The sequence below is a fragment of the Pseudarthrobacter sp. NPDC055928 genome, assembly GCF_042270935.1.
Lineage (GTDB): Bacteria > Actinomycetota > Actinomycetes > Actinomycetales > Micrococcaceae > Arthrobacter.
In genome coordinates, this window is the sequence record NZ_JBHJZH010000003.1 from 115,133 (window position 1) to 141,593 (window position 26,461).

The 26,461-nt window shown below is 65.1% G+C and carries 24 protein-coding genes and 1 tRNA gene; 5 read left to right on the forward strand and 20 right to left on the reverse strand.

Going from position 1 to position 26,461, the window contains the following annotated elements; translation table 11 throughout:
- Positions 1 to 8 precede the first annotated feature (8 nt).
- The 7 genes from hisD to ACFC25_RS05795 form a co-directional block, all read right to left on the reverse strand.
- Positions 9 to 1,361, reverse strand: coding sequence for a histidinol dehydrogenase (gene hisD / locus ACFC25_RS05765; protein WP_376044436.1), 1,353 nt, complete (start codon positions 1,359 to 1,361; stop codon positions 9 to 11).
- 81 nt (positions 1,362 to 1,442) lie between these two features.
- Positions 1,443 to 2,318, reverse strand: coding sequence for a carbon-nitrogen hydrolase family protein (locus ACFC25_RS05770; protein ID WP_376044437.1), 876 nt, complete (start codon positions 2,316 to 2,318; stop codon positions 1,443 to 1,445).
- 124 nt (positions 2,319 to 2,442) lie between these two features.
- Positions 2,443 to 2,997: a cysteine hydrolase family protein gene (locus ACFC25_RS05775; protein ID WP_376044438.1), complete on the reverse strand. Its 555-nt coding sequence runs from the start codon at positions 2,995 to 2,997 to the stop codon at positions 2,443 to 2,445.
- Positions 2,998 to 3,056: 59 nt separating this feature from the next.
- Positions 3,057 to 3,494, reverse strand: a complete 438-nt coding sequence (locus tag ACFC25_RS05780) for an SRPBCC family protein (protein WP_337350700.1) — start codon at positions 3,492 to 3,494, stop codon at positions 3,057 to 3,059.
- A 41-nt stretch (positions 3,495 to 3,535) separates the two neighbouring features.
- Positions 3,536 to 4,540, reverse strand: coding sequence for a LacI family DNA-binding transcriptional regulator (locus ACFC25_RS05785; RefSeq protein ID WP_376044439.1), 1,005 nt, complete (start codon positions 4,538 to 4,540; stop codon positions 3,536 to 3,538).
- Positions 4,541 to 4,653: 113 nt separating this feature from the next.
- The gene (locus tag ACFC25_RS05790; RefSeq protein ID WP_337350698.1) at positions 4,654 to 5,229 is read right to left on the reverse strand and encodes an HhH-GPD-type base excision DNA repair protein; all 576 of its coding nucleotides are present in this window, start codon (positions 5,227 to 5,229) and stop codon (positions 4,654 to 4,656) included.
- Positions 5,230 to 5,288: 59 nt separating this feature from the next.
- The gene (locus ACFC25_RS05795; protein WP_376044440.1) at positions 5,289 to 6,815 is read right to left on the reverse strand and encodes an alpha-N-arabinofuranosidase; all 1,527 of its coding nucleotides are present in this window, start codon (positions 6,813 to 6,815) and stop codon (positions 5,289 to 5,291) included.
- Between the two features lie 463 nt (positions 6,816 to 7,278).
- Here ACFC25_RS05795 and ACFC25_RS05800 point away from each other — a divergent pair, with 463 nt between their 5' ends.
- Positions 7,279 to 8,079 (forward strand): GAF and ANTAR domain-containing protein, encoded by an 801-nt coding sequence (locus ACFC25_RS05800; protein ID WP_376044441.1) that lies wholly within the window; start codon positions 7,279 to 7,281, stop codon positions 8,077 to 8,079.
- Between the two features lie 99 nt (positions 8,080 to 8,178).
- Here the strand turns inward: ACFC25_RS05800 and araA are convergent, their stop codons facing one another.
- The 5 genes from araA to ACFC25_RS05825 form a co-directional block, all read right to left on the reverse strand.
- Positions 8,179 to 9,699: an L-arabinose isomerase gene (araA, locus tag ACFC25_RS05805; RefSeq protein ID WP_376044442.1), complete on the reverse strand. Its 1,521-nt coding sequence runs from the start codon at positions 9,697 to 9,699 to the stop codon at positions 8,179 to 8,181.
- A 42-nt stretch (positions 9,700 to 9,741) separates the two neighbouring features.
- Positions 9,742 to 10,446 carry an L-ribulose-5-phosphate 4-epimerase gene (locus ACFC25_RS05810; RefSeq protein ID WP_376044443.1) on the reverse strand — a complete coding sequence of 235 codons (705 nt, stop codon included), beginning with the start codon at positions 10,444 to 10,446 and terminating at the stop codon, positions 9,742 to 9,744.
- The gene (gene araB / locus ACFC25_RS05815) at positions 10,443 to 12,185 is read right to left on the reverse strand and encodes a ribulokinase (RefSeq protein ID WP_376044444.1); all 1,743 of its coding nucleotides are present in this window, start codon (positions 12,183 to 12,185) and stop codon (positions 10,443 to 10,445) included. Before araB ends, ACFC25_RS05810 begins: the two co-directional genes overlap by 4 nt.
- Positions 12,186 to 12,295: 110 nt before the next feature.
- The gene (locus tag ACFC25_RS05820) at positions 12,296 to 13,318 is read right to left on the reverse strand and encodes a LacI family DNA-binding transcriptional regulator (protein WP_337345502.1); all 1,023 of its coding nucleotides are present in this window, start codon (positions 13,316 to 13,318) and stop codon (positions 12,296 to 12,298) included.
- A gap of 213 nt (positions 13,319 to 13,531) precedes the next feature.
- Positions 13,532 to 13,604, reverse strand: a tRNA-Lys gene (locus ACFC25_RS05825).
- 224 nt (positions 13,605 to 13,828) lie between these two features.
- Here ACFC25_RS05825 and ACFC25_RS05830 point away from each other — a divergent pair.
- From ACFC25_RS05830 to ACFC25_RS05840, 3 genes are all read left to right on the forward strand, one after another.
- A complete protein-coding gene (locus ACFC25_RS05830; RefSeq protein ID WP_337345501.1) occupies positions 13,829 to 14,488 on the forward strand; it encodes a hypothetical protein in 660 nt (219 codons plus the stop codon).
- Between the two features lie 267 nt (positions 14,489 to 14,755).
- Complete coding sequence (locus ACFC25_RS05835; RefSeq protein WP_337345500.1) at positions 14,756 to 15,373, forward strand: nuclease PIN; 618 nt, start codon at positions 14,756 to 14,758, stop codon at positions 15,371 to 15,373.
- Between the two features lies 1 nt (position 15,374).
- Positions 15,375 to 16,391, forward strand: coding sequence for an inorganic phosphate transporter (locus ACFC25_RS05840; RefSeq protein ID WP_337350691.1), 1,017 nt, complete (start codon positions 15,375 to 15,377; stop codon positions 16,389 to 16,391).
- 192 nt (positions 16,392 to 16,583) lie between these two features.
- Here ACFC25_RS05840 and pstB read toward each other — a convergent pair whose 3' ends face one another.
- The 4 genes from pstB to pstS form a co-directional block, all read right to left on the reverse strand.
- Positions 16,584 to 17,363 carry a phosphate ABC transporter ATP-binding protein PstB gene (gene pstB, locus ACFC25_RS05845; protein WP_337345498.1) on the reverse strand — a complete coding sequence of 260 codons (780 nt, stop codon included), beginning with the start codon at positions 17,361 to 17,363 and terminating at the stop codon, positions 16,584 to 16,586.
- Positions 17,364 to 17,406: 43 nt separating this feature from the next.
- Positions 17,407 to 18,516, reverse strand: coding sequence for a phosphate ABC transporter permease PstA (gene pstA, locus ACFC25_RS05850; RefSeq protein WP_337345497.1), 1,110 nt, complete (start codon positions 18,514 to 18,516; stop codon positions 17,407 to 17,409).
- Positions 18,517 to 19,449: a phosphate ABC transporter permease subunit PstC gene (gene pstC, locus ACFC25_RS05855; protein ID WP_376044445.1), complete on the reverse strand. Its 933-nt coding sequence runs from the start codon at positions 19,447 to 19,449 to the stop codon at positions 18,517 to 18,519.
- Positions 19,450 to 19,560: 111 nt separating this feature from the next.
- Positions 19,561 to 20,679 carry a phosphate ABC transporter substrate-binding protein PstS gene (gene pstS, locus ACFC25_RS05860; RefSeq protein ID WP_376044446.1) on the reverse strand — a complete coding sequence of 373 codons (1,119 nt, stop codon included), beginning with the start codon at positions 20,677 to 20,679 and terminating at the stop codon, positions 19,561 to 19,563.
- A 233-nt stretch (positions 20,680 to 20,912) separates the two neighbouring features.
- On the opposite strand from pstS, the gene ACFC25_RS05865 reads away from it, so the two are divergent.
- Positions 20,913 to 22,040, forward strand: a complete 1,128-nt coding sequence (locus tag ACFC25_RS05865) for an FUSC family protein (RefSeq protein ID WP_337345494.1) — start codon at positions 20,913 to 20,915, stop codon at positions 22,038 to 22,040.
- Here the strand turns inward: ACFC25_RS05865 and ACFC25_RS05870 are convergent.
- Genes ACFC25_RS05870 through ACFC25_RS05885 form a run of 4 tightly spaced genes read right to left on the reverse strand, consistent with a single transcriptional unit; the run spans position 22,037 to position 26,456 of the window.
- Positions 22,037 to 23,041, reverse strand: coding sequence for a Gfo/Idh/MocA family protein (locus ACFC25_RS05870; RefSeq protein ID WP_376044447.1), 1,005 nt, complete (start codon positions 23,039 to 23,041; stop codon positions 22,037 to 22,039). The genes ACFC25_RS05865 and ACFC25_RS05870 overlap by 4 nt on opposite strands.
- Positions 23,025 to 24,044 (reverse strand): LacI family DNA-binding transcriptional regulator, encoded by a 1,020-nt coding sequence (locus ACFC25_RS05875; protein ID WP_376044448.1) that lies wholly within the window; start codon positions 24,042 to 24,044, stop codon positions 23,025 to 23,027. The genes ACFC25_RS05870 and ACFC25_RS05875 overlap by 17 nt, the downstream gene beginning before the upstream one ends.
- A 46-nt stretch (positions 24,045 to 24,090) precedes the next feature.
- On the reverse strand, positions 24,091 to 25,533 hold the full coding sequence (locus tag ACFC25_RS05880) for a GH1 family beta-glucosidase (RefSeq protein ID WP_376044449.1): 1,443 nt from the start codon (positions 25,531 to 25,533) through the stop codon (positions 24,091 to 24,093).
- Positions 25,533 to 26,456 carry a carbohydrate ABC transporter permease gene (locus tag ACFC25_RS05885; RefSeq protein ID WP_376044547.1) on the reverse strand — a complete coding sequence of 308 codons (924 nt, stop codon included), beginning with the start codon at positions 26,454 to 26,456 and terminating at the stop codon, positions 25,533 to 25,535. The genes ACFC25_RS05880 and ACFC25_RS05885 overlap by 1 nt, the downstream gene beginning before the upstream one ends.
- Positions 26,457 to 26,461: the final 5 nt, after the last annotated feature.

The following is a 26,461-nucleotide window of genomic DNA, read 5'->3' on the forward strand; positions in this document are numbered from 1 at the left end:
ATGTACTCTCAAGGTGCTGTCACGAGGCCGCCCGAGTCAAGCGCGCGGATCAGGTCCAAGCGAAGCTGGGCACTGTCACGATGGGCTGGCATCTGCTCAAAATCGGCGATGGTCACCACGGGTCCGGCTTGTGCCGCAGTGGACTCGCGGGTTGCCCGCTGGTACGTGAGCTGTTTGAGGAACCGCGCCACCGAAAGGCCTTCGGTATAGCGTGCGCCGCGGCCAGTAGGCAGGACATGGTTGGTGCCGGACATGCCCTTGTCAGCGTAGGCAACGGTGGACCACTCACCAAGGAACAAGGACCCATAGTTCCTCAGGTTTTCAAGGTAGTAGTCGGGGTCCCCCGTCAGGATTTCCAGGTGTTCAGGGGCAAGGGTATCCATGATTTCGACGGCGGTCCGGGGCGAGTCTGCAACGTAGATCGAGCCCCAGTCGCGCCACGCGGCACCCGCGATCTCGCCGGTAGCGAGTCCCCGGAGCTGCCGTTCAATCTCAAGCTCAACCTCCGCCGCCAGCCGGTGCGATGTCGTCACCAGGCATGCCGGGGAGGTGGGCCCGTGCTCGGCCTGCGCCAGCAGGTCCGCAGCAACCATCGCCGCGCTGGCCGTGTCATCGGCGATGACCGCCACCTCCGAAGGACCTGCCAGGACATCAATCCCTACGGTGCCGTACAACTGGCGTTTGGCTTCGGCCACAAAGGCGTTGCCGGCGCCGACGATCATATCCGCCGGGCTGGCGTCGAGGAGTCCGAAGGCCATTGCGGCAAGTGCCTGCACGCCGCCCAAAGCGAAGATTCGCTCAGCTCCGGACACGCGTGCCGAGTAGAGGACTGCCGGGTGGACCTGGCCGTTTTTGGAAGGTGGCGTGCAGGAGACGATGTTTGGCACGCCGGCCGCCCGGGCCACACCAACAGTCATAAAGGCGCTTGCGAGCAGGGGGAACCTGCCCGCGGGCAGGTAGGCGCCCACCGTGCCGACCGGGACATACTTCTGGCCGCAGACGACGCCCGGAATGACTTCATCCTCGAAGTCAGTCAGCCTCGCCCGCTGCATCCGGGCGAAGCGCTGCGTGCGCTCCGCGCCGGCGTCGAGCGCTTCCCGCAGGTCGGCGGGAAGGTCGGCGGTGAGCCTGTCGGCGTCGGCGGGCGAAATTTCAAAGGCGGTACCGCCCTTCCAGCCATCGAGCCGCTCGGCGTAGTCGCGCACTGCCTCGATACCCTTTGCCTCGATTGTCGAGAGCATCTCGGAGACCGTGGAGATCACCTTGGGATCGGACTGCGCGGCCACATCGGGACGGTTTGGTTCGCGGACGACGGTCACTGCGCCAGAGAGGCGTGATTTATCTGCATAAGTGAGGTGCATACGTATACAGTAATGATCTGAAGGGGATGTGACAAGAGGCACACTGTCACGGAAGCAGTATTCCCGCGCTGGCCGCCCGGCTCAGGTACGCTGCGCGGGCTGCCACGTTGCGGGACTAATCCGTCCACCGTAGACCGGCAGTTGGATGTCCGGCTCACCGGGCCGGAACTGGGACCACATGCGGGTCACTCCGGCTGTGCCGTAGGCCCGCACGCGGTCGACCGCCCCCAGGTCAAGGTTTGCGGCCAGCGTGGTTGCGGCCGCATCGGGGGCCTCAACGATGACGGCACCCTCGGGGTCCACAATGATGCTGCGGCCTTCCCCAGTGGGTCCGCCGCAGTTGACGCTTACCACAAAGACCTGGTTCACAATGGCGTTCGCCCGCGCAAGGACGAGCTCGAGTGCTCGGTCCGGCGTGGTGGTCTTGACGACGTTGAGGATGACGTCGGCGCCCATCCAGGCGAGTTGGCGGGCGGCTTCCGGGAACCAGGCGTCGTAGCAGATGTTCAGTCCCACCCTGCCGACACCGCCGAGATCGACGACGACGAAATGGTCGCCGGGGTCGTAGGGCTCGTGCGGGCGCCACGGGAAGATCTTCCGGTAGCTTCCCGCGAGTTCGCCTGTGGGTGACAGCACCACCTGGGTGTTGAACAGCTCACCGTTCGGGCCAGCCTCGCACAGGCTTCCCGGAACGAGCCAGACGCCGAGGCTGCGCGCCAGCTCCGCCAGTCCTTGCATGCGGGGTCCGCTCAGTGGTTCGGCCGCGGCGCGAAGGGCCTCGGTCCGATGCCGGTCGGGAGAACCGTCGCCGAAGAGGTGGAGTTCGGGGAAGACCAGGAGCTTGGCGCCGGGATGGCTCTCCAAGGCTTTGGCGGCCTCCTCGGCAAAAGCCTCCGGCGGAGCTCCGATGAGCTGCGGCGGAGCCTGCACGGCGACGAGAGGAAGGCTTCGTTGCATGGGGAACCTCGATTCAGATCCTGGATGGGCTCAACGGATCATCCTTGATCCGCTGAGGGGTGTGGCAAGGGCGGGCGCAAGGTCCAACAGCGACGGATGGACACTTGAAGGCGCTGACGAAAGTCTAAGGGGCACCGAGACGCTTCAGGATCTCCGCATTGGACTGCACCCGTTGGCGGTACTCATCAGAGAGGATGCGCAGCATGTCAGTGGCGGCCCGGGTGTTCTCTGACCCCGTGGCATCTTCGGCGTACGTGACGCGGATATTCCGGGCGAAGGCGTCCGCCCCCGTCTGCGCGATGCAGTTGTGGGTTGACACTCCGGCCAGAACCACCTCGTCCACGCCCCAGTTCCGGAGCCGGGAGAGGAGGTCCGTGCCGATAAACGCGCTGTCGCGGGTCTTCACCAGCTGCGGCAGGCCGTCAATCGCCAGCCCGGGCACGAACCGGGCCTGTTCACTGCCGCGGAAGATGAACCCCTGGTCGTCGTCGAGCATGTTCAGTGACCATGTGGATTTGTCCTGCTCGTGTTCGGTGCCGACCAGCAGGGCCTTGTGTCCGTTGGATGCGAAGGCGTCCACGAGTTCGTTGCATGCTGCCACCAGGTCTTTTTGTTGGGCGGCGAGCGCCGGGTCTTCAAAGTAGGCGTTCTGCATATCGATTACCAGCAGAGCAATCATCGATCCACCCTTTCGGCTCCGGAAGAGGTGCTGCCAAGGTTACCTGAGAGAACGAACCCTCAGCGGGCTTCCAGCAGCGCCTTCAGCCGGGCCAGATCCTTGCGCATGGCGCGGCGCATCATGGGTGCCATGACCAGGCCAGCCAGCCGGGAGAAGCCAGCCGGGCTGCCCGTGTTGCGCAGCGTCATGCGGGTGGCACCCGGGCCGGTGTCCTGCCAGGTATAGGTGGTCTGCATGGGGAACGGACCCTGGGCTGTGCGCATCGTCAGCGAGGCTCCAGGGTTCAGCTCCGTGAATTCGTACGTGTACTCGAGAGTGCGTCCCAGGAATTCGGCCACGAAGGCCAGCCGGGAGCCTACACCCAGGGGCGGCGCCGTTTCCCAGTGCACGGACTTGATGTTGCTGTACCACTCCGGCGCATTCGTCGGATCCGCCGCGTACCCGGCCACCTCCGCGCGCGGCCTGTTGATCACTGTTTCAGTCCGGACGTCAATCATGGTTTTCCCTTTCGCGCCGGTCAGGCTACGGCGCCGGTCAGTTACGGTGCGGATTCCCGGACTTTCAGCACAAAGCCGGCTTCGATATGCACTCCGGCATCCGCCATTTCCAGCCCTTCGATCCGGTCAATCAGAAGTCCGATGGACCGCTCGGCAATCTCATCCATGCCCGGCGACACCGTAGTGAGCGACGGCGACGCGAAGCGTGCCTCGTCGATGTCATCAAAGCCCGCAACGGCAACATCCTCCGGGACCTTCACACCGCGGACCAGCAGTTCATGCATGGCGCCGAGCGCCATGGCATCGTTAAGCCCGAACACCGCGTCAAAGGAAACACCGCGATCCAGCAAACCGGCAACGGCCGCCGCCCCTGCATCGCGCCGCCACTCGCCGGGCGCCACCAGCGCAGGGTCAAAGCCCACGCCGGCAGCTTCCAAAGCTTTGCGGTAACCACGCAGGCGCAGGCCCGCGCCCCCGGCCGATTCCTCCGGATGTGCACCCATCACCGCAATCCGACGGCGGCCTGCCGCCAGCAGGTGGGCCGTGACCGCCTGCGCAGCTTCCGCGTTCTTCATCGTGACAAGGTCCAGGCGGGGATCCATGATGTGCTCCCCCAGCAGCACCACCGGTTTCTTGCCGCGGAAGGAGGCAACGGCGTCGGCATCCATCGCCAGCGGCGTAAAGAGCAGGCCGTCGGTCAGTTGGCGGAAAGCCCCCTGCAGGGCCGTCCGCTCGTTTTCGGCCGCGGCTCCGGACTGCTCTATCAGTACCCGGTAGCCTCGACGGGAGGCCACGGTCATCAGCCGGGACGCCAGTTCCGCGTAGTACGGCGCGGACAAGTCAGACACGACCAGGCCCAGCATGCGCGTCTTGCCCGAGCGGAGGCTCCGCGCGGTCAAGTTTGCCTCATAGCCGAGTTCCGCGATGGCATCGTGGACCCGTTGCTTAGTGGCCGGCCGGATGAACTCATAGTCGTTGAGCACATTCGATACCGTTTTCAGCGATACACCCGCGGCGCGCGCAACGTCGTTCATGGTGACTGCCATCGGTGCTTCATTCTCCTTGCGATCTGTTTCCGTACATCGTTGCAGATATTGCCGCAACCGGAACAACCCGCCGTCGTCAGGGCATCCGCCGTTTGACCGGCCAGGGGGAGGGATCAGCCCTTGGCAGCCTTGGCGGCAGCTTTTGCCGCCTGCTTCGAAGCCCGCACCTTGGCGAGCGAGTCAGGGTCCACGATGTCCGCGACGGAGAGGAACGCGTCCTCCTGGCCGTAGTGGCCGGCGGCTTCACGCCAGCCGGGAGCTTGCAGTCCGCGTTGCTTGCCCAGGAGCGCCAGGAAGATTTTTGCCTTCTGCTCCCCGAAGCCCGGTAATTCCTGAAGCCGGCGCAGGACTTCCTTGCCATCGGGCTCACCCTTGGTCCAGATCAGCGTGGCATCACCGTCCCAGTCGCGCTGCACGGTCTCCGCGAGGGCCTGGACGCGCCCCGCCATGGAGCCGGGGAACCGGTGCACTGCCGGCCGCTCTTTGAACACCTCCACAAAGGCCTGCGGTTCATAGGCCGCAACGGCGGCCGGTGCGATCGAACCGATGCGGGCCCGGATCTTTTCCGGGCCCGCAAAGGCGGATTCCATGGTCACCTGCTGGTCCAGCAGCATGCCGGTCAGGAGCGCAAACGCGTCGTCGCTCAGGAGTTTGTCGGCAGCCGGGTCACCGGTGATGTGAAGTTCCATGGCCCTTATCTTTCCACCAACCCACCGCCCCCGTCATGGCCGGGAGAAGGCTTCCGGCTCTAGGGCTCCAGCGCCACGCGGATCATGGACCAGGACACTGCGGGCAGTTCCGCTGTAAGCCGCCCGCCGTCGGCCTTGACGCTGACGTTCTCGACGGGCAGGACCGACGTCGAGTCATCTGCGGTGGCCTGCCAGTACGGGTCCTTGTTGGCGTAAGTGACCGCTTCAATGACCTTGACGTTGCCCAGTCCGGCGACGGCGGCGTCCAGGGTGAGTGCGTCCGTTGCCGAGCGGTTCACGGCGAAGACCACTGCCTCACCCTTATCGGCATCGAGCGTTGCCACGGCGGACAACGCCGTGAAGCCCGTTGTCTTGCCGCCGCTGACCAGCGGAGATTCGACGGCGAGCTGCAGCACAGTGCCCACGGCGTGGCGGGAGGTCAGTGCGAACGGGTGGAAGGTGGTCTGCTTCCACGCCCGGCCGCCCGGTTCGGTCATGATGGGCGCGATGACGTTGACCAGCTGCGCCAGGCTCGCTGAGTGCACACGGTCCGTATTGCGCAGCAGCGTAATCAGCAGGTCCCCGACGACGACGGCGTCCGCCACCGTGTAGACGTCCTCCAGCAGGACGGGAGCCACCGGCCAGTCCTGGCCGCTCGGGGACTTGGACTCGCCGCGGCTCATGTGCCACACGTTCCATTCGTCGAAGGAGATATTGACCTCCTTGTCGGACTTCTTGACCGACTTCACGTGGTCGATGTGGGCCACGATGTCGCGGATGAAGGAGTCCATCTTGTGTCCGGCGGCGAGGTGTTCCTGCAAGTCGCCGAAGTCCTCGAAGTACTGGTGCGCGGAGATCAGGTCAACGAGTTCGTAGGTCTCGGTCAGGACCACCTGCTCCCACTCGCCGAAGGTGGGCATGGTGGGTCCGGAGCTGCCGCAGGCCACCAGTTCCAGGTCCGGATCGATCATGCGCATGCCGCGGGCAGTGTCTGCCGCGAGCCGGCCGTATTCGAGGGCGTTCTTGTGGCCGATCTGCCACGGTCCGTCCATCTCGTTGCCGAGGCACCACATCTTGATGCCGTAGCCGTCCTCAGCGCCGTTGGCTTTGCGCTGGTCCGAGAACGCAGTGCCGCCGTCGATATTGCAGTATTCGAGCAGGTCCAACGCTTCCTGCGTGCCACGGGTGCCAAGGTTAACGGCCATCATGGTTTCGACGCCGGCTTTGGCGGACCACCTGGCGAACTCGTCCACGCCCACGAGGTTGGGGTCCGTGGAGTGCCAGGCGAGGTCAAGCCGTGCAGGGCGCTGTTCCACCGGGCCCACCCCGTCTTCCCACCGGTAACCGGACACGAAGTTTCCGCCGGGGTAACGGACGGTGGAGACGCCCAGCTCGCGGGTCAGGTCCAGGACGTCCGTCCGGAAACCGTCTTCATCCGCTTTGGGGTGCTCCGGCTCAAAGATCCCGGTATAGACGCAGCGGCCCAGGTGCTCCACGAACGCACCGAAGGTACGGCGGCGGACGGGCCCTACGGTGAAGGACGGGTCGATGGTGACCTTAGCTGCGGCTGACTCTGATGTGCCCACGAAAACTTCCTCGTTTCTGATTCTTCTACAACGTTATAGAAATCAATTGTTAGCGTTGACAGCGGGGTGAGTCAAGGTCTGTTCGGAGATTGGTTCCGGCCAAAGGCGCAAAAAACCCGAGGCTGGGCAACAACGCAGGCAGAGACCAAATGTGAGTACTCAGTCGCAAAACCAAGTAGTACCTAATCTGAAAAACGAGTACCGATTACCGTTCTCTCAGCTGTCGTCGAGAACTACTTTCGACTGAGAGAAGGAACGTGAATTGCTCACTTGGGGGTGTGAGAAAGGATGCGGGCAGGACCCGAATGCTGCGACTTCCCGGCCCTCATGACCGGGGCACCAAGCGGGGCCGGCGACGAGGAGGTCTTTGAGACCAAGGCCTCTCCCCCAGCCGTCGCCGGCCCTCTGTTCGCGCAATCTGCCCCTGCCAGCGCCACCGCGCCGGGGACCCGCTGACACAGCCATGACGAATCCGTCTCCGCCTTCTCCGTCCCCCAGCGATGGAGGGCAATCATCCCGCGGTGCCTTCGACGTCCCGGAAATTGACGGCCTGCGTGAAGGTCTCTTGCTCGATCTCGTGACGGGTGCCCAAAGCCTCACGGAATCGCTGGACACGCTGGCCAGGATGGCCGGCGCAACTCTCAGCCAGGCCACGGGTGGCGCTGTGGAATGCGCTGTTGTGCTGCACCACGGCAAGCACACCACCCTTGCGGGCACAGTCGACCATGCCCGGGAGCTGGCTTCGCTAGAACTGGAACTCGGAGAGGGGCCGCTGACGGATGCGCTGGCTACAGGGCTTCCTGTAGCCGCAAACCACATGTCAGCTGATTTCCGCTGGCCACAATACAGGCGCTACCTGAGGTCCGCCGGCTATAAGAGCATGATGGCGGTGCGGCTGCAACTGGACGACGGCGCGCAGTCCGCCCTGGTGTTTTTTGCCGCCAGAACGGCCGCATTTCCACAGGCTGTGGTTGCTGCCGCCGCCCTCGGCTTTGCGGACCTCGCATCCCGGAGCCTCAGGCTGGTCACGGAGCTCAGGGAAGCCCGGTCATCCGCAGCCGATCTCCGCTCAGCCCTGGAGAGCCGGACCTCCATTGACATCGCCTGCGGCGTCATCATGGCGCAGAACCGATGTTCCTATCGTGAGGCTTTCGGCATCATCTCCAATGCTTCAAGCCACCGGAACATCAAACTCCGCAAGGTGGCCGAGGACATTCTGGACAAACTCCCCGACGGCGCGCCCCGAACCCACTTCGACCAGTAGGTGGGCGCTGGGTGTTGGCGATGTTGTAAGGCGCATTTACTAAAGTCAGGGCGCGGTGTTCGCGCCCTGACCTCAATCAACCCTGCGAACTACAGGGGCTTAGATTCCGCCAGCCAACTTGTAATAGGCAGCATTCCAGTTCAGGTCCTTCTTGAACTGGCGGATGGTGGTGTCCTCGTCGATGGTGAGGAGTTCGGTTTTGGCGATCTCGGCGAAGTCCTCAAACACATCCATGCCGACGGCGGTGCTGAGCACGGTGTGGTGCGCGGCGCCGGCGGTGAGCCACGCGGCGGCACTCGTGGCGAAGTCGGGCTTCGGCTGCCACAGGGCGCGGGCGACGGGGAGGTTGGGCAGCGGCTGGTCCAGGGGGACGACATCCACGGCGTTGGCCACGAGGCGGAAGCGGTCCCGCATGTCCGAAAGGGCAACCACCACGCCTGGGGAGGCGTCGGCGTCGAACACCAGGCGGACCGGGTCTTCGCGGCCGCCGATACCCAGCGGGTGGATCTCCAGGGTCGGCTTTCCAGCCGTCAGGGACGGGCAGACCTCCAGCATGTGCGCGCCCAGGATCTTCTCCGAACCGGGCTCAAGGTGGTAGGTGTAGTCCTCCATCAGGGAAGCCCCACCGGGCAGGCCGGCGCCCATCACTTTGGCCGCCCGGACCAGGATGGCGGTCTTCCAGTCGCCCTCGGCACCGAAGCCGTAGCCATCGGCCATGAGCCGCTGCACGGCAAGGCCCGGGAGCTGGCGGAGCGCGCCGAGGTCCTCGAAGGAAGTGGTGAAGGCGGCGGATCCATTGGCTTCGAGGAAGCTGCGCAGGCCCAGTTCGATGCGGGCGCCGTAGCGGAGGGAGTCGTGGCGGGCCGCGCCTGCGCGGAGCTCCGGAACCACGTCGTAGAGGTCCTCGTACTCGGCTACCAAGGTGTCGACGTCGGCCTCCGCGGCGCCGTGCACGGCCTCGGCGAGTTCATTGACGGACCAGGTGTTGACCGAGACGCCGAAGCGCAGCTCGGCCTCGGTCTTGTCACCCTCGGTGACGGCGACGTTGCGCATGTTGTCGCCGAAGCGGGTGAGTTTCAGGGTGCGGACGGCGGCCCAGCCGGCGGCGGCGCGCTGCCAGACGCCCACCTGGCGGGCCACCTCCGGGTTGGAGACGTGCCCCACTACGGTCTTGCGGGCGATGCCCAGGCGGGACTGGATGTAGCCGAACTCGCGGTCGCCGTGGGCGGCCTGGTTGAGGTTCATGAAGTCGAAGTCGATGTCCGCCCAGGGCAGGTCCCGGTTGGCCTGGGTATGCAGGTGCAGGAGCGGCTTGCGCAGCAGGTCCAGGCCCTGGATCCACATCTTGGCCGGGGAAAAGGTGTGCATCCAGGCGGTGACGCCGATGACGGCATCGTCCGAGTTGGCTTCCAGCGCGGTGCGGCGGATCGCATCCGAGTCGGTCAGGACCGGCTTCCAGACGATCTTGACCGGGACAGCAGAGGAGGCGTTGAGCTGGTTGGCGATCTCCTGGGACTGCGCGGCCACCTGCTTGAGGACATCCTCGCCGTAGAGGTGCTGGCTGCCGGTGAGGAACCAGACCTCGAAGCCGTCAAGGGAAGTGTCTGCTGCGGTGCTCATGGGTTCTCCTGCGAAGTAAGTTCGGTGGGCTGACGGGCAGCGTTACTGGCCGTAGACGTTCTGGTAGCGGGCGTAAAGGGAGTCGATATGGCCCTGGTCGATCGGGATCGGCTCGCCCAGCTGGCGCGAAATGTGCACGGTGCGCGCTACTTCCTCACACATCACGGCAGCCTTCACTGCGGAGCGGGCATCCTTGCCGATGGTGAAGGGGCCGTGGTTCTGCATCAGCACGGCGGGCGAATTGGAGTTCTTCAGCGTCTCCACGATGCCTTGGCCAATCGAGTCGTCGCCGATCAGTGCGAACGGGCCCACCGGGATGGAGCCGCCGAATTCGTCGCCCATCATGGTCAGCACGCACGGGATCGATTCGCCCCGGGCGGCCCAGGCCGTGGCGTACGTGGAGTGCGTGTGCACCACGCCGCCGACGTCGGGCATGTTCCGGTAGACGTAGGCGTGCGCCGCGGTGTCCGACGACGGCGACAGCGGCGGGTTGCCCCACTCACCGTCCGCATCGCCATCCACTGGCACCCCATGAAGGTCGGTGACCACCATCTGCTCGGGCGTCAGGTCATCGTAGGAAACGCCGGAAGGTTTGATGACCAGCAGATCTCGGCCGGGAACTCGGGCCGAGACGTTGCCGGCGGTCCACACCACCAGTTCGTAGCGGGTGAGCTCGGCGTGCAGGGCGCAAACTTCCGCCCGGATCCGGGCAATGGTTTCCAGCGTGTTAGCGCTTGCGGTGCTCATGCGGTGGCTCCAACGGTGGCGGGGGTGGCGGCTGCTGTGCCAGCACTGGACGCTTTGGCGGACCGGCGCGCGATGGCCTTGAGCCGGTGCATCACGTCGTTGGCGCCGCGGCCGAAGTAGTCGTGGAGGGCGCGGTATTCGACGAACAGTTCCTCGTAGGCGGCAACGTTTTCCAGGATCGGAGTGTAAACCTCCCCGGGCTCGGAGCCCATGGCCGCCGCAGCCTCGCGGATGTCGGCGAACTTTCCGGCCGCGACGGCTGCGTGGATGGCCGAGCCCAGTGCCGGACCCTGGGTTGAGCCGATGGTGGAGAGCTGCAGCCCGGTGATGTCCGCGTAGATCTGCATCAGGAGCTTGTTCTTCAGGAGGCCGCCGGCCACGATGAATTCCTTCACCGGCACCCCGGAATCACGGAAGGCGTCCACAATGGTGCGCGTACCGAAGGCCGTTGCTTCGAGCAGGGCACGGTAGGTATCTTCTGGTTTCGTGGCCAGGGTCTGGCCCACCACCACGCCGGAGAGCTCGTGGTCCACCAGCACCGAGCGGTTGCCGGAGTGCCAGTCCAGGGCGATCAGGCCGTGCTCGCCGATTTCCTGGCGGGAGGCGAGTTCGGTGAGGTATTCGTGGATGCCCAGGTTCTTTTCGGCTGCGGCCTGGTGGTATTCCGGCGGGACGCCGTTCTTGGTGAACCAGCCGAAGATGTCGCCTACACCGGACTGTCCGGCCTCGTAGCCCCACAGCCCGTCGACGATTCCGCCGTCCACCACGCCGCACATGCCGGGCACCTCGTGCAGTTCGGTGCCGTTCATGACATGGCAGGTGGAAGTGCCCATGATGGCCACCAGCTGGCCCGGATCCACCGCCCGGGCAGCCGGGGCGGTGACGTGCGCGTCCACGTTGCCCACCGCGACGGCGATGCCCTCTGGCAGGCCCGTCCACTCGGCTGCCTCTGCCGTGAGGTAGCCCGCGGCATCGCCGAGACGGCCGATCGTGTGTTCGAGTTTGGCGCTGACGAAGTCCTTGAACTCCGGGTTCAGCGCGGCCAGGAAGTCCTCGGACGGGTAGCGTCCGTCCTGGTAGATGCCTTTGTAGCCGGCAGTGCAGGCGTTGCGTACGTACTGCCCGCAAAGCTGCCAGACGATCCAGTCGGCTGCTTCGACCCAGTGGTCCATGGCGGCGTAGGCTTCCGGGTCCTCTTCCAGCAGCTGCAGGCCTTTGGCGAATTCCCACTCGGAGGAGATGAGCCCGCCGTAGCGGGGAAGCCACGATTCGCCGCGTTCCGCGGCTAGGTCGTTGATCCGGTCCGCCTGCGGCTGCGCGGCGTGGTGGCGCCACAGCTTCACGTAGGCGTGGGGCCGGTTGGCGAAGCCTTCCAGCTCGTTCAACGGGGTTCCGTCCGCCTTCACGGGCACCATGGTGCAGGCAGTGAAGTCAGTGGCAATGCCGACGACGGCCGCCGGGTCGATCCCTGCGGCAGCGATCGCTGCTGGAACTGCGTTGCGGAGGACGTCGCGGTAGTCGTTGGGAACCTGGAGAGCCCATTCGCCAGGCAGCCGTGCGGCGGCTGCACCTGCCACATCCGCCGGCAACGCATCGGTGACTACCGCGTGCGGGTAGTCAAAAACCCCGCTGCCGAGTTCCTTGCCATCCCTGACCCGGACCACCACCGCGCGTCCGGAGAGCGTCCCGTAGTCCACGCCAATGACGTAGTTGTCTGTGCCGTCTACTGTGACGTCCATAAAAAGTTCCTCCAATGAGCTGCCGCCACCTCGCGGCCTGCTGTCAATTGTGAGCGCTAACAACATTGAAGTCAAGAGTCCGAAATAGCTCAACGACTACGGCAGCAGGACTACGGGGCCGCGGCGGGTCCTGACGTGCTGGCCCGAAGGACCAGTTGGGGGGTGACAACGGTGGAACTCACGGCGGCACCAGCCTCGATCTCCTTCAGCATGATGTCCATGCAGCGCCTGCCGAGCTCCTCAAAGTCCTGGCGCACGGTGGTGAGCGGCGGAGTGAAGTACCCCGACTCCGGCTGGTCGTCGAACCCAACCACGGAGACGTCGTCGGGAACGCGGACCCCGGCCTCGTTGAACGCCCGAAGCAGTCCCAGCGCCATCTGGTCGTTGCCCACAAAGAGCGCCGTGGCGGTGCGCTTCGCTGCGAGCCGGCGGCCGATCTCGTAACCACTGCCAGCGCTCCAGTCTCCTTCGACCAGCAGATCATGCGGGAGCCCGGCCTCCTCGAGGGCTGCCCGCCAGCCCTCGGCGCGGAGGGCGCCGTCGATCCAGTCCCCAGGACCCGCCACATGACCAATCCTGCGGTGCCCCAGCTCGATGAGATGCCCGACGGCGAGTTCGGCGCCGCGTCTCTGGTCCACCATGGCGCCACTCACCGCGTCGTTGCCCAGGGATCCGACGGCAACCACGGGCACTCCGGGGTTGAATTCCTCAAGGATCTGCAGGGTTTCGGAGTGCGGCACCAGCACTGCGATACCGTCAACCGATTGGTCCGTGAAGTGCCGCAAGGCGTCGAAAATGGCGTCGCGGCTGACGGAGCGGAGTGCGGCGATGCTGACGAAGTACCCGGCATCCCGCGCGGCCTGTTCCACTCCCAGCAGCGTGTTGGCCGGCCCGTACTGGGAGAGTTCGCTGCCCAGCACGCCGATGGTCTGCGAGCGCCGGGTCACCAGGCTGCGGGCCGCGGTGTTCCGGCGGTAGCCCAGCTCCGCAATGGCAGCTTCCACTTTTTCCCGGGTGGCCTTGCTGACGTTCGGGTGGTTGTTGATGACGCGTGAGACCGTCTGGTGGGAGACACCCGCGAGCTCGGCCACGTCTTCAAGGCGCGGCAGTCGCCCGTTGCTGCTTTTTGACATGTACCCATTGTGCCCGTTGCCATGCGCCAGCGGTCGATGCCTGATCGAGTACTGGATGTCCGGCCTTGCCGCCCCGTCCTAAGCTTGTCCGCAGATCCGGTCCTTGAAAGGGGAACGGCAACAGGGTAGGAAAGCCGGGATTCACGGCAAAGAAAAAGTCCCCGGCAGCCTGTTTCCAGGATGCCGGGGACTTGCCACTCTTCGGTGAAAGAGTGGGCCCTGTGGGGCTCGAACCCACGACCCACGGATTAAAAGTCCGATGCTCTACCAACTGAGCTAAAGGCCCCAACTGACCGTCAAAAGAGCCGATCAGCCCAGTCCATTTCTGGACGTTAATACTGTACCCCAGACCGGGGGCTGATCCGGCACGCAGGTGAGCGCCGCCGTCGTACGCCGACACTGCCGTTACCCGCCGTGCTTTTCCGGCACTGGTTTCCAGCTCCCCGACGGGGCCCGCATCCCTTCCGGGACGCACTCGATTCCCTTTGGGCACAGGAGTAGCGTGGGGGCATGAGCGAGCAAACAGGACCCAGTCACTACGGCGGAGCCAACCGGCATCACAAGCCCAAGCCTTTCGCCCCCATCGACTTTGAGCCGTTTGCCGGGGGGCCAGATCCGGCACGCGTCTCCGAGGCTGCACACCTCGCCGCGCAGGCTCTGGTGCGCCACGGACGCGACAGCGACGACCCCGTGATCACCGAACGGCTGGTCAAGCTGACCGACGAACAAGGATTGGAAGCCATCGCGGAGATGTGGGCCGAAAGCCCGGCCCGGTCCCTGCCCGGCGCCCTCTGGCGGCTGTACGCCCTGCGCGCCGCCACCGTCCAGGACCCGGAGAGGATTTCGGTCTACTTCCGTGCCGGCAAGGACACCGCGCAGGTGTCCAACGTGGTGGCCGGCGCCGCCGAGCCGCCTGGTGCGGATGAAATGCGGACCATGGCTGATGCCATCCTCTCAGGGGCGTTCGACGGCGAGTTCGACGTCGCGCTGGAACGCTCGGCCGCGTTCTGTCGTGTAGTGGCGCTCGGCCAGGCGACCATCGCCGACGGCGCCGAGCACGGCAACGAGGCCCACGCTAGCAAGCTCACGCGCAACTCCCACCAATTGGTGAAGACAGCAGAGGACCTCGAACATGCGGCGAACGCCTGGCGCCTGGGCGAGCTGGACTGACCCCAGAAGGCCGGATCTGTCAATGTTGACTTGGGCGATCCAACGTAGTTCACTGAAACTGGTGTCGAACCGCGAAACCCCCGGGCTTCAACATTTAGCCGCCTAGAGCGGCCTACCGCCGAGAGGCGTATCCGGTTCGGCACCATTTTTATGCCATTTTTTCAGCGCCCCGTAACCGCCCGGTAGAGTAATGGTCAGTTGCGGGCTGCGGTCAAGTCACAAAGCCGGCTTCCCCATCCCAGTACATTTCCCGGAGACGGTACCCACGTGAAGCTGCGCCTTTTTCCCCAGGAGCCCGCCGGGCTGAACCTCCTTTCAGAGATGGCACGCCAGATCGTACTGGCCACCGCCACGCTCGCCGAGATCCTGGGCGTCCCCGCAGCCGAGCACGGCAAACTCGTGGAGGACATGCACAACCACGAGGCCAAGTCCGCCGAACTGCATTTCGCCCTGCTCACCCACATGCGCACCAGCTTTGTGAACCCCCTCCCCCGGGAGGACATGTACGCGCTGTCCCGCTACCTCAACGAGGCCATCGAGAAGCTCGACGCCGCCGCGGAACTGGTGGCCCTGTACAAGCTGGAGCGCCTCCCCAAGCGGGCTGCGGACCAGTTGGAAATCATCAGCCGCCAGGCCGAGCTGACGGTGGACGCCATGCGCCGGCTGAACAACCTTGATGACCTAGAGGACTACTGGATCGAAATACTGCGGCTGGCCAAGCGTGCCGAACGCACTCACCGCGTCTGGGTGGCGGACATGATTTCAGACATGAAGTGGGCTCAGTATTCCCGCAACCGGGACATCGCCAACCAGCTCGTTGAAGTCACCAAGGACATGCGGCGCATCGCCACCCAGGTGGGCAGCATCATCGTCAAGGAATCCTGAGGTGACCGCAGCCATCTTCGCCGCGGTGGTGCTGCTGACTGCGGCGTTTGCTTTCCTCAACGGCTTCCGCGACGTCTCCAACTCCGTGGCACTCACTGTCCGCACACGGGCACTCACTCCCAGCGTCGCCGTCCTGCTGGCGGCCTTCTTCAACTTCCTCGGCGCCTTGCTCAGTGCAAGCCTGGCAGTGGCCGTGAGCCAGCACTGGATCACGCTCCCCGGCGGCGCCAACGGGCTCAGCATCCTGGTTGCCGGGCTGGCGAGCGCCTGCGGCTGGGGCATCCTGATGTGGTGGCGTGGAATACCGTCCTCCTCCACGCATGCGCTCGTGGGCGGACTCGCCGGTGCCGGCCTTGCCAGCCTTGCAGTGGGCGGCGGCGCGGTGGGCGGCGTGGACCAGTCGCTCCTTTTCCAAGTGGTCCTGCCACTGCTGCTCTCCCCGCTGGTTGCCTACAGTGGAGCCTTCCTCCTGGTCTACCCGGCCACCTGGGCGGCACGCTACGCCCAGCCCAACGTCATCAACACCCGCTTCCGCCGCAGCCAAGCCATCGCGGCCGGCGCCGTCGCCTTTGGCCACGGCCTGCAGGACGGGCAACGCGTCAGCGCAGTCCTCCTGCTCGCCCTGCTGGCCAGCGGCTATGCCGACGGCGGCACCATCCCCGTGTGGGTGGCACTCCTTTCCGCCGTGATGATCTCAGCGGGAACACTCTTCGGCGGCTGGCGCATCTCCCACACCATCGGCTACAAAATCACGCGGATTGACCCGCTGCGGGGTTCCGTGGCGCAGATCTTCAGTGCAGCGATCCTGTTTGTGGGGGCCATCGGGCTGCACTGGCCTGTGTCCACCACGCACACCGTGACTGCTGGTGTGCTGGGCGCCGGCGAGAACCAGCACTTCTCCGTCACCAACCGGAAACTGGTGATCCGGATCCTCGCGCTGTGGGTGCTGACGCCGGCTGCGACGGCGGCCGGTGCCTTTATCCTGGCGCTGGCGCTGTCACCGCTGGCTGACTCCTAGGCCCTTAGACGCCGCCCCGATTGCAAAGAAGCCCCGGACCAGTTGTGGTCCGGGGCTTCCTGCATATGGCATCGATTGCTCCGTGGCCGCCCTTTTGGGGCGTCAAAAGGGCGGCCAGTGGAGCAATCGATGGTGGGCCCACAGCCGCAGGGGTCCCCGGGCGGCCTTGCGAACCTGGGGAGCGGCTGGGGACTACCCGAAGCGGCCGGAGACGTAGTCTTCCGTGGCCTTCACCGTGGGGTTGCTGAAGATCGTGTGGGTGTTGCCGAATTCGATCAGCTTGCCCGGCTTGCCCGTCCCTGCAATGTTGAAGAACGCCGTCTTGTCCGAGACGCGTGCGGCCTGCTGCATGTTGTGGGTCACGATCACCACGGTGTACTGGTCCTTGAGCTCGTTGATGAGGTCCTCAATGGCCAGGGTGGAGATCGGGTCCAGGGCGGAGCACGGCTCATCCATGAGGATCACCTGCGGCTCCACGGCAATGGCGCGGGCGATGCACAGGCGCTGCTGCTGGCCGCCGGAGAGGCCGGAGCCCGGCTTCTCCAGCCGGTCCTTGACCTCGTTCCAGAGGTTGGCTCCCTGCAGTGAGCGCTCCACCAGGGCATCGGCCTCGCCCTTGGAGATCTTCTGGTTGTTCAGCTTCACGCCGGCCAGCACGTTGTCGCGGATGGACATGGTGGGGAACGGGTTGGGCCGCTGGAACACCATGCCGATCTGGGAGCGCACGGTCACGGGGTCGACACCGGGGCCGTAGAGGTTGTCCCCATCGAGAAGGACTTCGCCTTCCACCCGGGCGCCCGGGAGGACCTCGTGCATGCGGTTCAGGGTCCGCAGGAACGTAGACTTTCCGCAGCCCGAGGGGCCGATGAACGCCGTGACGGACTTGGCTTCGATGTTGATGCTGACGTCTTCCACGGCGAGAAAATTGCCGTAGTAGACGTTCAGGTCCTTGACGTCGATGCGCTTAGACATGGTGTTCCTTCACTTGCTGGGGTACGGAATAAGTTTATGCGGCCTAGCGGCCGGTCTTGGGGGCGAACACCCTGGCGATGAGCCGGGCGCCGAGGTTCAGCAGCATCACCAGGAGGATCAGCACCAGGGCCGCGCCCCAGGCCCGCTGCGAGGACGGGTCCGGGTTGGCCGGTGAGGTGGGGTTCAGGATCTGGGTGTAAATGAACGTGGGCAGCGAGGCCATCCAGCCGCCGAACACGTTGCCATTGATGCTCGTGGCGAAGCCGGCGGTGACCAGGATGGGTGCCGTCTCACCGATGACGCGGGCGATGGCAAGGGTGACGCCGGACGCGATGCCGGAGATCGCCGTCGGAATGACCACCTTGAGGATGGTGCGCCACTTGCGCACGCCCAGGGCGTAGGCCGCTTCGCGCAGCTCGTTGGGCACGATCTTCAGCATTTCCTCGCTGGATCGCACCACCACGGGAATCATCAGGACGGAAAGCGCGACGGCGGCCACGGCACCGGTCTTAGTGCCCGGCCCCACCACGGCGAAGAAGAATGCCGCGGCGAAGAGGCCCGCAACGATGGACGGGATACCGGTCATCACGTCCACGAAGAAAGTGATGGCCCGGGCCAGCCGGCCGTCGTTGCCGTACTCCACCAGGTAGATGGCGGTGAGCAGGCCAACAGGCACGGAGATGATGGTGGCCAAAATGGTGATCTGCACGGTGCCCAGCAGCGCGTGGTAGATGCCGCCCAGCACTGGAGCGCCTTCTTCGACGGCCCGGTTGTCATAGACGCCGGTGACGCCGTTCATGGAGCTGCCGAGGAACCCGGGCGTGATGATGCCGGGGATGCCGTTGGCCAGTACGGTCCAGATGACGGAGATCAGGGGCAACAGGGCGATCAGGAACGAGCCCACCACCAGGCACGTGGCCAGTTTGTCCTTCGCCTTGCGGGATCCTTCGACGGCAGCGCTCCAGCCCACCAGGCCGGCGGCGAACAGGATGGCTGAGACGATGCCCCAGCCGAAGGCGTTGAAGCCGATCAGGGCGAGGATGGCGGCACCGGCCACCAGGGCAAGGGCCAGCACCACGTAGGGTGCGTACTTCGGCAGCTGGCCTTTGGTGAGCGCTGAGCGCTTACGGACCGGGGTAAGGGTGGAGGTCATTTAGTTGGCTCCCGAGAATTCTTTGTGCCGGGTGATGATCCAGCGGGCGATCATGTTCACGCCCAGGGTGATCACGAACAGGACCAGGCCTGCGGCGATGAGGGTGCTGACCTTGAGCCCGCTGGCTTCGGGGAAGTTCAGGGCGATCTCGGCTGCGATGGTCTGGTTGCCGGACTGGATCAGGCTCGCGGTCAGGGCGCCGGAGGAAAGGACCAGGGCAACGGCCATGGTTTCGCCGAGGGCGCGGCCCAGGCCCAGCATGATGGCACTGATGATCCCGGGGCGGGCAAAGGGCAGCACGGCCATCTTGATCATTTCCCAGCGCGTCGCGCCCAGGGCCAATGCCGCTTCCTCGTGGAGCTTGGGGGTCTGCAGGAAGATCTCGCGGCTCAGGGACGTGATGATGGGCAGGACCATGACGGACAGCACGATGCCGGCGGTGAGGATGGTCTTGCCGGTGGCGGACGCCGGCCCCTGGAAGATGGGCAGCCAGCCCATGTTGTCCGCGAGCCAGTTGTAGGCCGGTGAGATTTCCTTGGCCAGGAAGGCAGCGCCCCAGGCACCGTAGACCACGGAGGGGATGGCAGCCAGCAGGTCGATGACGTAGCCCAGCCCGGAGGCCAGCCGGCGCGGTGCGAAGTGCGAGATGAAAAGTGCCACGCCGATGGAGATGGGAGTGGCGATCACCAGCGCGATGGCAGCGGCGATCAGGGTGCCGATCACGATGGGCCAGATGTAGGAAAAGAATCCCTCTCCGCCCTGGATCTCGGCGGCCGGTGCGGTGAGCGCAGGGATTGCCTGCACCACAAGGAACAGCGCAACGCCGAACAGGACGGCAAGGATCAGGCACCCTGCGGCCAGGGTTGCTCCGGAAAAGATCTTGTCCCCGGCGCGGCCTGCGCCCTGGGAGCTTTTCAGGGAGGTGACGGTCATTCCCGACCCTTCGGTTGAGGTGGTGCTTGGGAAGCGTGAAGCGATGGGGTTACAAAGCCGAGTACCCCGCCCCGCCTCTCGGCGTGGCGGGGAACTCAGTCAGGGCAGGTGCTAGGACTTGACCTTGATGCTTTCAATGGCCTTCGTGGCCTTCTCGGCGAGGGCCGAAGAGAGCGGCGCGGACTTGGCGGAATCGGCGGCAGCCTGCTGACCCTCCTCAGAGACAACGTAGTTCTCGAAAGCCTTGACCAGGTCTACGGTTTCCTGCTTGTCATAGGTGGAGCAGACAACGTGGAAGGAAACCAGGACGATCGGGTAGGCGCCTTCGATGCTGGTCTTGCGGTCCAGCTTGATGGACAGATCGTTGGCCGAGCGGCCTTCGACGGCCTTGCCAGCGTCAACTGCCTTGGCGGCGGCGTCGGCGGAGATCTTAGTGAAGGACCCGCCAACCTTGATCTGGGCAACACCGAGCTTGCCGCTGACGGCAGAGTCATCCGCGTAGGTCACGGCGCCCGGGGTGTCGGTAACGGTCTTGACCACGCCGGAGGTGCCCTTGGCGTTCTCGCCCTGCAGGGTTGCCGGCCAGATGCCAGCGGCCTTTTCAGTCCAGACCTCGGGAGCAGCTGCTGCCAGGTAGTCCGTGAAGTTGGTGGTGGTGCCGGAGTCGTCAGAGCGGTTCACCGGGGTGACCTTCAGGTCCGGGAGGCTGACGCCTTCGTTCAGGGCCGCGATGGCGGGGTCGTTCCAAGTGGCGATTTCGCCACGGAAGATCTTGGCCACCGTGGCAGCGTCGAGCTTGAGTTCGGTGATGCCCGGGAGGTTGAAGGCAATGGCGATCGGAGAAATGTAGACCGGGATGTTCAGCGCGCCGTCCGGGCCGCAGATGGTCTTGGAGGATGCGTATTCCTCATCCTTCAGGTAGGCGTCCGAACCGCCGAACTGGGCCGAACCGTCCAGGAGTGCCTTGCGGCCTGCGCCGGAACCGTCCGGGGAGTACTGCACAGTTGCGCCCTGGTTGGCAGCAGCAAATGCGGTCTTCCAGGCATCCATGGCTGCGCCTTGCGCCGAGGAGCCGATACCGGTGAGCGTGCCGGTGACCTTGGGGCCGGCGGACTGGCTGCCAGCGGGCGCTGCGCCCGTGACCTGGTCTGAACCGCAGGCGGTGAGCGCGAGTGCGCCGGCTGCAATAACAGCGATAGCCGCGTGGCGGCCGAAGCGGAGAGCCTTCACTAGATGTACCCCTTCCAGGGTTATTCAGTTGCGGGCAGGGCCGGAGACGCCCTGCAGCGCGATGCGTACGTTCTGTACCTTCATTGAAGTTATGGGCCGCAGGTAACGGGATGGGCTGTCCAAAGTGAACGGGAAATTAACGACGGCGGGATATTGGCTTACATGTGCAGCGTCACCATTGCGCAGATCACATGTCCGGCCGTAGTGCACCGCCGGTGAATAGACTTGAACGCATGGCCATTTCTGCGGGACTCTCAGCAAGCGGGCGATTCCTGCGCGGCCGCATCCGCACCGGCCTGATCCGTAGCCGCAACTCACTGTTCCCCGCTATTCAGATGACCGGCTGTGCCGTGGGGGCCTATGCGTTCGCAGAGTACGTGCTGGGGCACTCTGGTCCGCTGTTCGCGGCGACATCTTCGCTGATTGCGTTGGGCTTCTCCCGGGAGCCACGGCTGCGCAGGGTGGTGGAGGTGGGGCTGGGCTGCACCATCGGCATTGCGGTGGGTGATCTGCTCCTGCACTGGCTGGGCGGCGAAATCTGGGTTGCCGCCGTCGTACTCCTTGTCTCCATCCTGCTGGCACGCTTCCTGGACAGCGGCAACATCTTCACGACGCAACTGGGCCTGCAATCGCTGCTGGTGGTGCTGCTGCCGGCGCCGGCCGGCGGGCCGTTCACGCGCAGCATCGACGCCATCATCGGCGGTCTGTTCGCGCTGCTGGTGACCATCCTCGTGCCCAAGGATCCGCGCCGGGAGCCCCGCAAGGATGTCCAGAACCTGCTCCATGAACTGGCGGAAGTGCTGCGGGAATGCGCCACCGCGCTGACGAACAGCGACTCCACCCAGGCCTGGCATGCGCTGATCCGCGGCCGGAACTGCCAGCCGCTGGTGGACGCGATGCGCCATTCCCTGCGCGCTTCAGGGGAGGTGGCCACGCTTTCGCCCGCTTACCGCCGCCACCGCGACGAGCTGGACCGGCTGAAGCAGTCACTGGACTTCATCGACCTCGCCCTGCGTAACAGCCGCGTTTTTGCGCGCCGGCTGACCAGCGCCATCAACCACGCCGCACTCTCGGATGAGGCTACTGACAACATCGCCGGGGTACTGCAGGACACCGCTGCCGCTATTGATGAGCTGTCGCTCGGCCTGGCGGAAACGCACGACGGCGCCCGCCGCGCCCACCTGCGCACCGCCCGGCAGGACCTGAGCGAGATCGCCCTGCGCCTGCACCCGAAACTTCTGGAAGTGCAGCGGCTGGAGGGCGAGACCGTGGTCATGTTGTTCCGGCCGCTGATGGTGGACCTGCTGGAGGCTACGGGGATGGATTCACGCGAAGCACGGGACGTCCTGCCAGGGCTTTAGCGGTCGTTGGCGTAGTGCACGCCCAACTGGTCCCTGACACTGTCCAGAAGCCCCATGATCCGCACGCTTTCGTCCCAAGGCATCAGGGGACTCTCCAGAAGACCCGCTCGAATGCACCGGGCAGCTTCCCTCAGCTCGTGGATGAAGCCTTCGGCCTCCTCCGGGAACTCCTCGACGTGGACCACGCCGTCAGCGCCTTGGTATTCGACCCTGCGCGGGCGGTAGAGGGGTGAGCCGGTGCGTAGCCAGCCCTGCGTGCCACTGATGGTGACGGTGCCGGGGCTGCTGGACTGCAACGAGGAAACCAGCTGGGCAGTGGCGCCGTCCGGGTACTCAAGGGTCACCGTGTTCTGGAGGTCTATCCCGTCATGGTTCAGCAAGCCCGCCGCGGTGACCTTCGTGGGAAATCCGAGCACGCTGACGGCCCACGTCAGCGGATAGACAGTGAGGTCCAGGAGGGCGCCGCCGCCGGCCGCCGGATCAAAAAGCCGGCTGTTTGGGTCATAGGTGGCCGCGAAACCCAGGTCGGCCTGAACCCACCGGACAGCGCCGATTTCCCTGCCTCGGACCACTTCCAGGGCCCGCAGGGTCGCCGGAAGGAACCGGGTCCACACTGCCTCCATCAAGAACAGTTTCCGCTCCCCCGCCAGCTGTGCCAGATCGCGGGCTTCCCTGGCATTGACTGTGAGGGGCTTCTCGCACAGGACGTGTTTTCCGGCTTCCAGCGCAGCTTTGGCAACCTCAAAGTGTTGGGCGTGCGGCGTGGCGATGTAGACCACATCCACCAAAGGATCGCCGAAGAGCAGATCGTAACCTTTGCCGACAGGCCCGTCATGGTAGCTAGCCGCGAAGCCGTACTGCCCGGCGAACTCCTTCGCAGCGGCCGGGCTGCGCGAGCTCACTGCATGCAGGACAGTGTTTTCCAGGAGGGCGAGGTCGCGGGTGACGCGGTGGGCGATCCGTCCGGTGGCCACCACGCCCCAGTTAAGAGGCCGAATCACGAATCACCAGGGACGTAGGGATCTGGGTGACCCGGTCCGTGGGTTTTCCTTCGATCAGGTCGACCAGGATCTCGGCCATCTTCTTGCCCATTTCGATGATGGGGTGATGCACGGTTGTCAGTTGGGGGTTCACGGATGTGGCAAACGAGTCGTCGTCGAACCCCACTACCGCAACGTCGTCGGGAATCCTTATCCCGCGCTCCTGGAGGACGGTGTAGGCCCCGGCGGCCATTTGGTCGTTGGCCACGAAAAGTCCGTCGATGGGTTTGCCGCGTTCAAGGAGCCGGCGCATGGCCTTGGCGCCGGAAGCGAGGGTGAAATCGCCATATTCCGCCAGGGAGTCGTCCAGGCCGGACGCCTCCAGGGCCTTCCTCCAGCCGTTGATCCGGTCGACGCCGGGCGGCATGTCCTGCGGTCCGGCGATCGTAGCGATATGCGTACGTCCGCCCTGGATCAGCAGGCGGGTAGCACCTTCGGCGGCTGCCTCATTGTTCACGTCCACGTAGTAGCTTCCGCCCTCGCCCAGCGGCCTGCCCGCGAACACCATGGGGATGTGGTCGCTGACGTGTGCCCAGGAGCGGTCCCCGGCATGGTGGGAGACCACCAGCGCACCCGCAACATTGCCGCCGAGCAGGAAAGCCCGGGTCTTTTCCGGCTTCGCTTCGGAGGCAATGACCATGTTGAGGGTGTAGTCGGTGTCTGCGAGATACAACGCCACGCCTTGGACCACGGAGGCGAAGAACGGGTCGGCGAAGACCTTGGACGTGGACTCCGGCACGATCAGGGTCACTGAGTTGGGTTTCCGGCTGGCAAGGGACCGGGCCGCGCGGTTGGGCGTGTAGTTCACGGCGAGGATGGCTTGGCGGACCTTCGCGGCAATGTCCTCGTCCACGCTGGGCACGTCATTGACCACGCGCGAGACCGTAGCGCGGGACACGCCCGCCAGCGCAGCCACCATTTCCAGGGTGGGCGCCGGCCGGCTTCCGCGTTGATCTTGCTTCACTTCTTCGCTCCGTGAGGTTAAGCGGGCTTCCGCCCGGGACTCCAGTTTAGGCAGGCAATGACGCGGGCAGCCGTGCGACGTTCCGTTTTGCGGCAGCGATCAACCGGGCATAGGCCAGGCCGCTGTCCTTGACGGTGCGCTCAAAGGTTCCGTAATCCACACGGACTATCCCGAAGCGCTTGCCGTACCCCCAGGACCACTCGAAGTTGTCCAACAGCGACCAAACGAAGTAGCCGCGGACGTCGGCACCCTGGTCCATTGCCTCTCCTACGGCGGCTATGTGGTCAAGGATGAAGCCGGTTCGCTCCGCGTCGTGAACGCCGCCGTCCGGGCTTACGGTGTCCTCGTAGGCGGCACCGTTTTCGGTGATGTACAGCGGCGGCAGGGTGGGGTATTCCTCACCGAGGCGGACCAGGAGTTTCCGCAGTCCATCCGGGTTCACTTCCCAGTTCATCGCAGTCCGCGGAAGGCCGCGGCTGGGAAAGGCGATGTCCTCGGACCCCACCCACGGCGAAGCAGCAACGCGTTCGGCCCCGCCGGAGTGGCCGTCGCTTCCCGCCTCATCAGCATGCCCGCTGATGAGGTCATCGTGGTAATGGTTGACTCCGAGGAACTCCAGCGGCGCACTAATGGCTTCCAGGTCCCCGGGAAGGATAAGGTCCGGCAGGCCGAACGGCGCGAGGTCATTCAAGGTGTCTTCCGGGTAGCTTCCGCGCAGGATGGGGTCGAGGAAGATCCGGTTCTGCAACGAATCGAAGCGCCGGGCTGCGTCCAAGTCGATGGCGTCCTGCGGGTCCCGCGGAATGGAGTTGCTTAGGTTGAGCGTGATCCCGAGGTTCTGGGCGCCGCGTTGCCGCAGGGCATTGACGGCGAGGCCGTGGGCAAGGTGCTGGTGGTGCACGGCCGATATTGCAGCGCGCGGTTCCTGGCGCCCGGGGGCGTGGACCCCCGAAGCGTAGCCCAGCAGCGAGGAGCAGAAGGGCTCGTTGAAAGTGGTCCAGTGCTGGACGCGGTCGCCGAGCGCCGTGTAGACGTCGTTGGCGTAGTCGACGAACCGGTAGGCCGTGTCCCTGTTTGCCCAGCCACCCGTCTCCTCCAGGGCTTGTGGCAGATCCCAGTGGTACAGGGTCAGCCATGGCAGGATCCCGGCCTCCAGCAGTTCGTCCACCAGCCGGGAGTAGAAATCCAGGCCCTCCTGGTTGACGGCCTTGTCTCCTGGCCGCACCCGCGCCCAACTGGTGGAAAAGCGGTAGGAGTCCAACCCCAGTTCCTTCATGAGCTGAACGTCCTGCGGCATCCGGTGGTAGTGGTCAACGGCGTGTTCCAGGGTGTCGCCCTGGGCGATGGCACCGGGGATCCGCGCAAAGTGGTCCCACACGGAGTCCTCCTTGCCGCCTTGGTGGCTGGCCCCCTCAATCTGAGCCGCCGCCGTCGCGGATCCCCAGATGAATCCTTCCGGCCACTGCCGTGAGTACGTCGAATGTGGCATTAGCCCTTCACTGCTCCTTGCATGATTCCTGAAATAAGTTGTTTTCCTGCCAGCACAAACAGCACCAGCAGCGGCAGGGTGGCCAGAACCGCGCCTGCCAGGACCACGGAGTAGTCCACGTAACGGGCAGATTGCAGTTGGCTGAGTGCGGTCTGCAGCGTGGGGTTGCCGGCGTCTAGCACCAGGAGCGGCCAGAGGAAGTCCGTCCAGGCCGTCATAAAGGTGAACAGGCCCAGGATGGCCATGGCCGGGCGGGCCGCCGGGATGGCCACGTGCCAAAACGTGGAGATCATGTTGGCCCCGTCCATGCGGGCCGATTCGATGAGCTCATCCGGGATGACGTCCACCAGGTATTGCCGCATGAAAAAGACACCAAAAGCAGTAACCAGGGTGGGCACAACGACGGCGCCGATCTCGCCGGTCCAGCCAAGGGTCCGCATGACCATAAAGAGCGGGATGATGCCCAGTTGCGTGGGGATGGCCATGGTGGCAACGACCATCAGCATGAGGCCGTTCCGGCCCCGAAACCGCAGCTTGGCGAAGGCGTAGCCGGCGAGGGTGGAAAAGCCGACCACAGAGATGGTGATGATTCCGGAAATCAGGACACTGTTTCCGAGTGCCAGCCAGAACGGAACGGTGTCGAAGACTTCGCCCACGTTTGTCCAGAAGTTCCCGCCGGGCAGCAGCGGCGGCCAGGCTTCTCCCAGGGCTTCGTTGGACCTGCTGCCGATCACTACGGACCACCACAGCGGGTAGGCGGACGAGAGCAGGAAGGCCAGCAGCAGCCCGTAGCTGAGGAAGCCGGGGCGTTCGCCGGTGCCGAAGATGCGTTTGCGCAGGGTGGCCGGCCTCGGCGGCGCGGAGCCGGGCGAAGAGGCGCTGCCGGAAGCGGGCCTCGCAGATCCGGGTTTTGCGTGGTCCATGATGG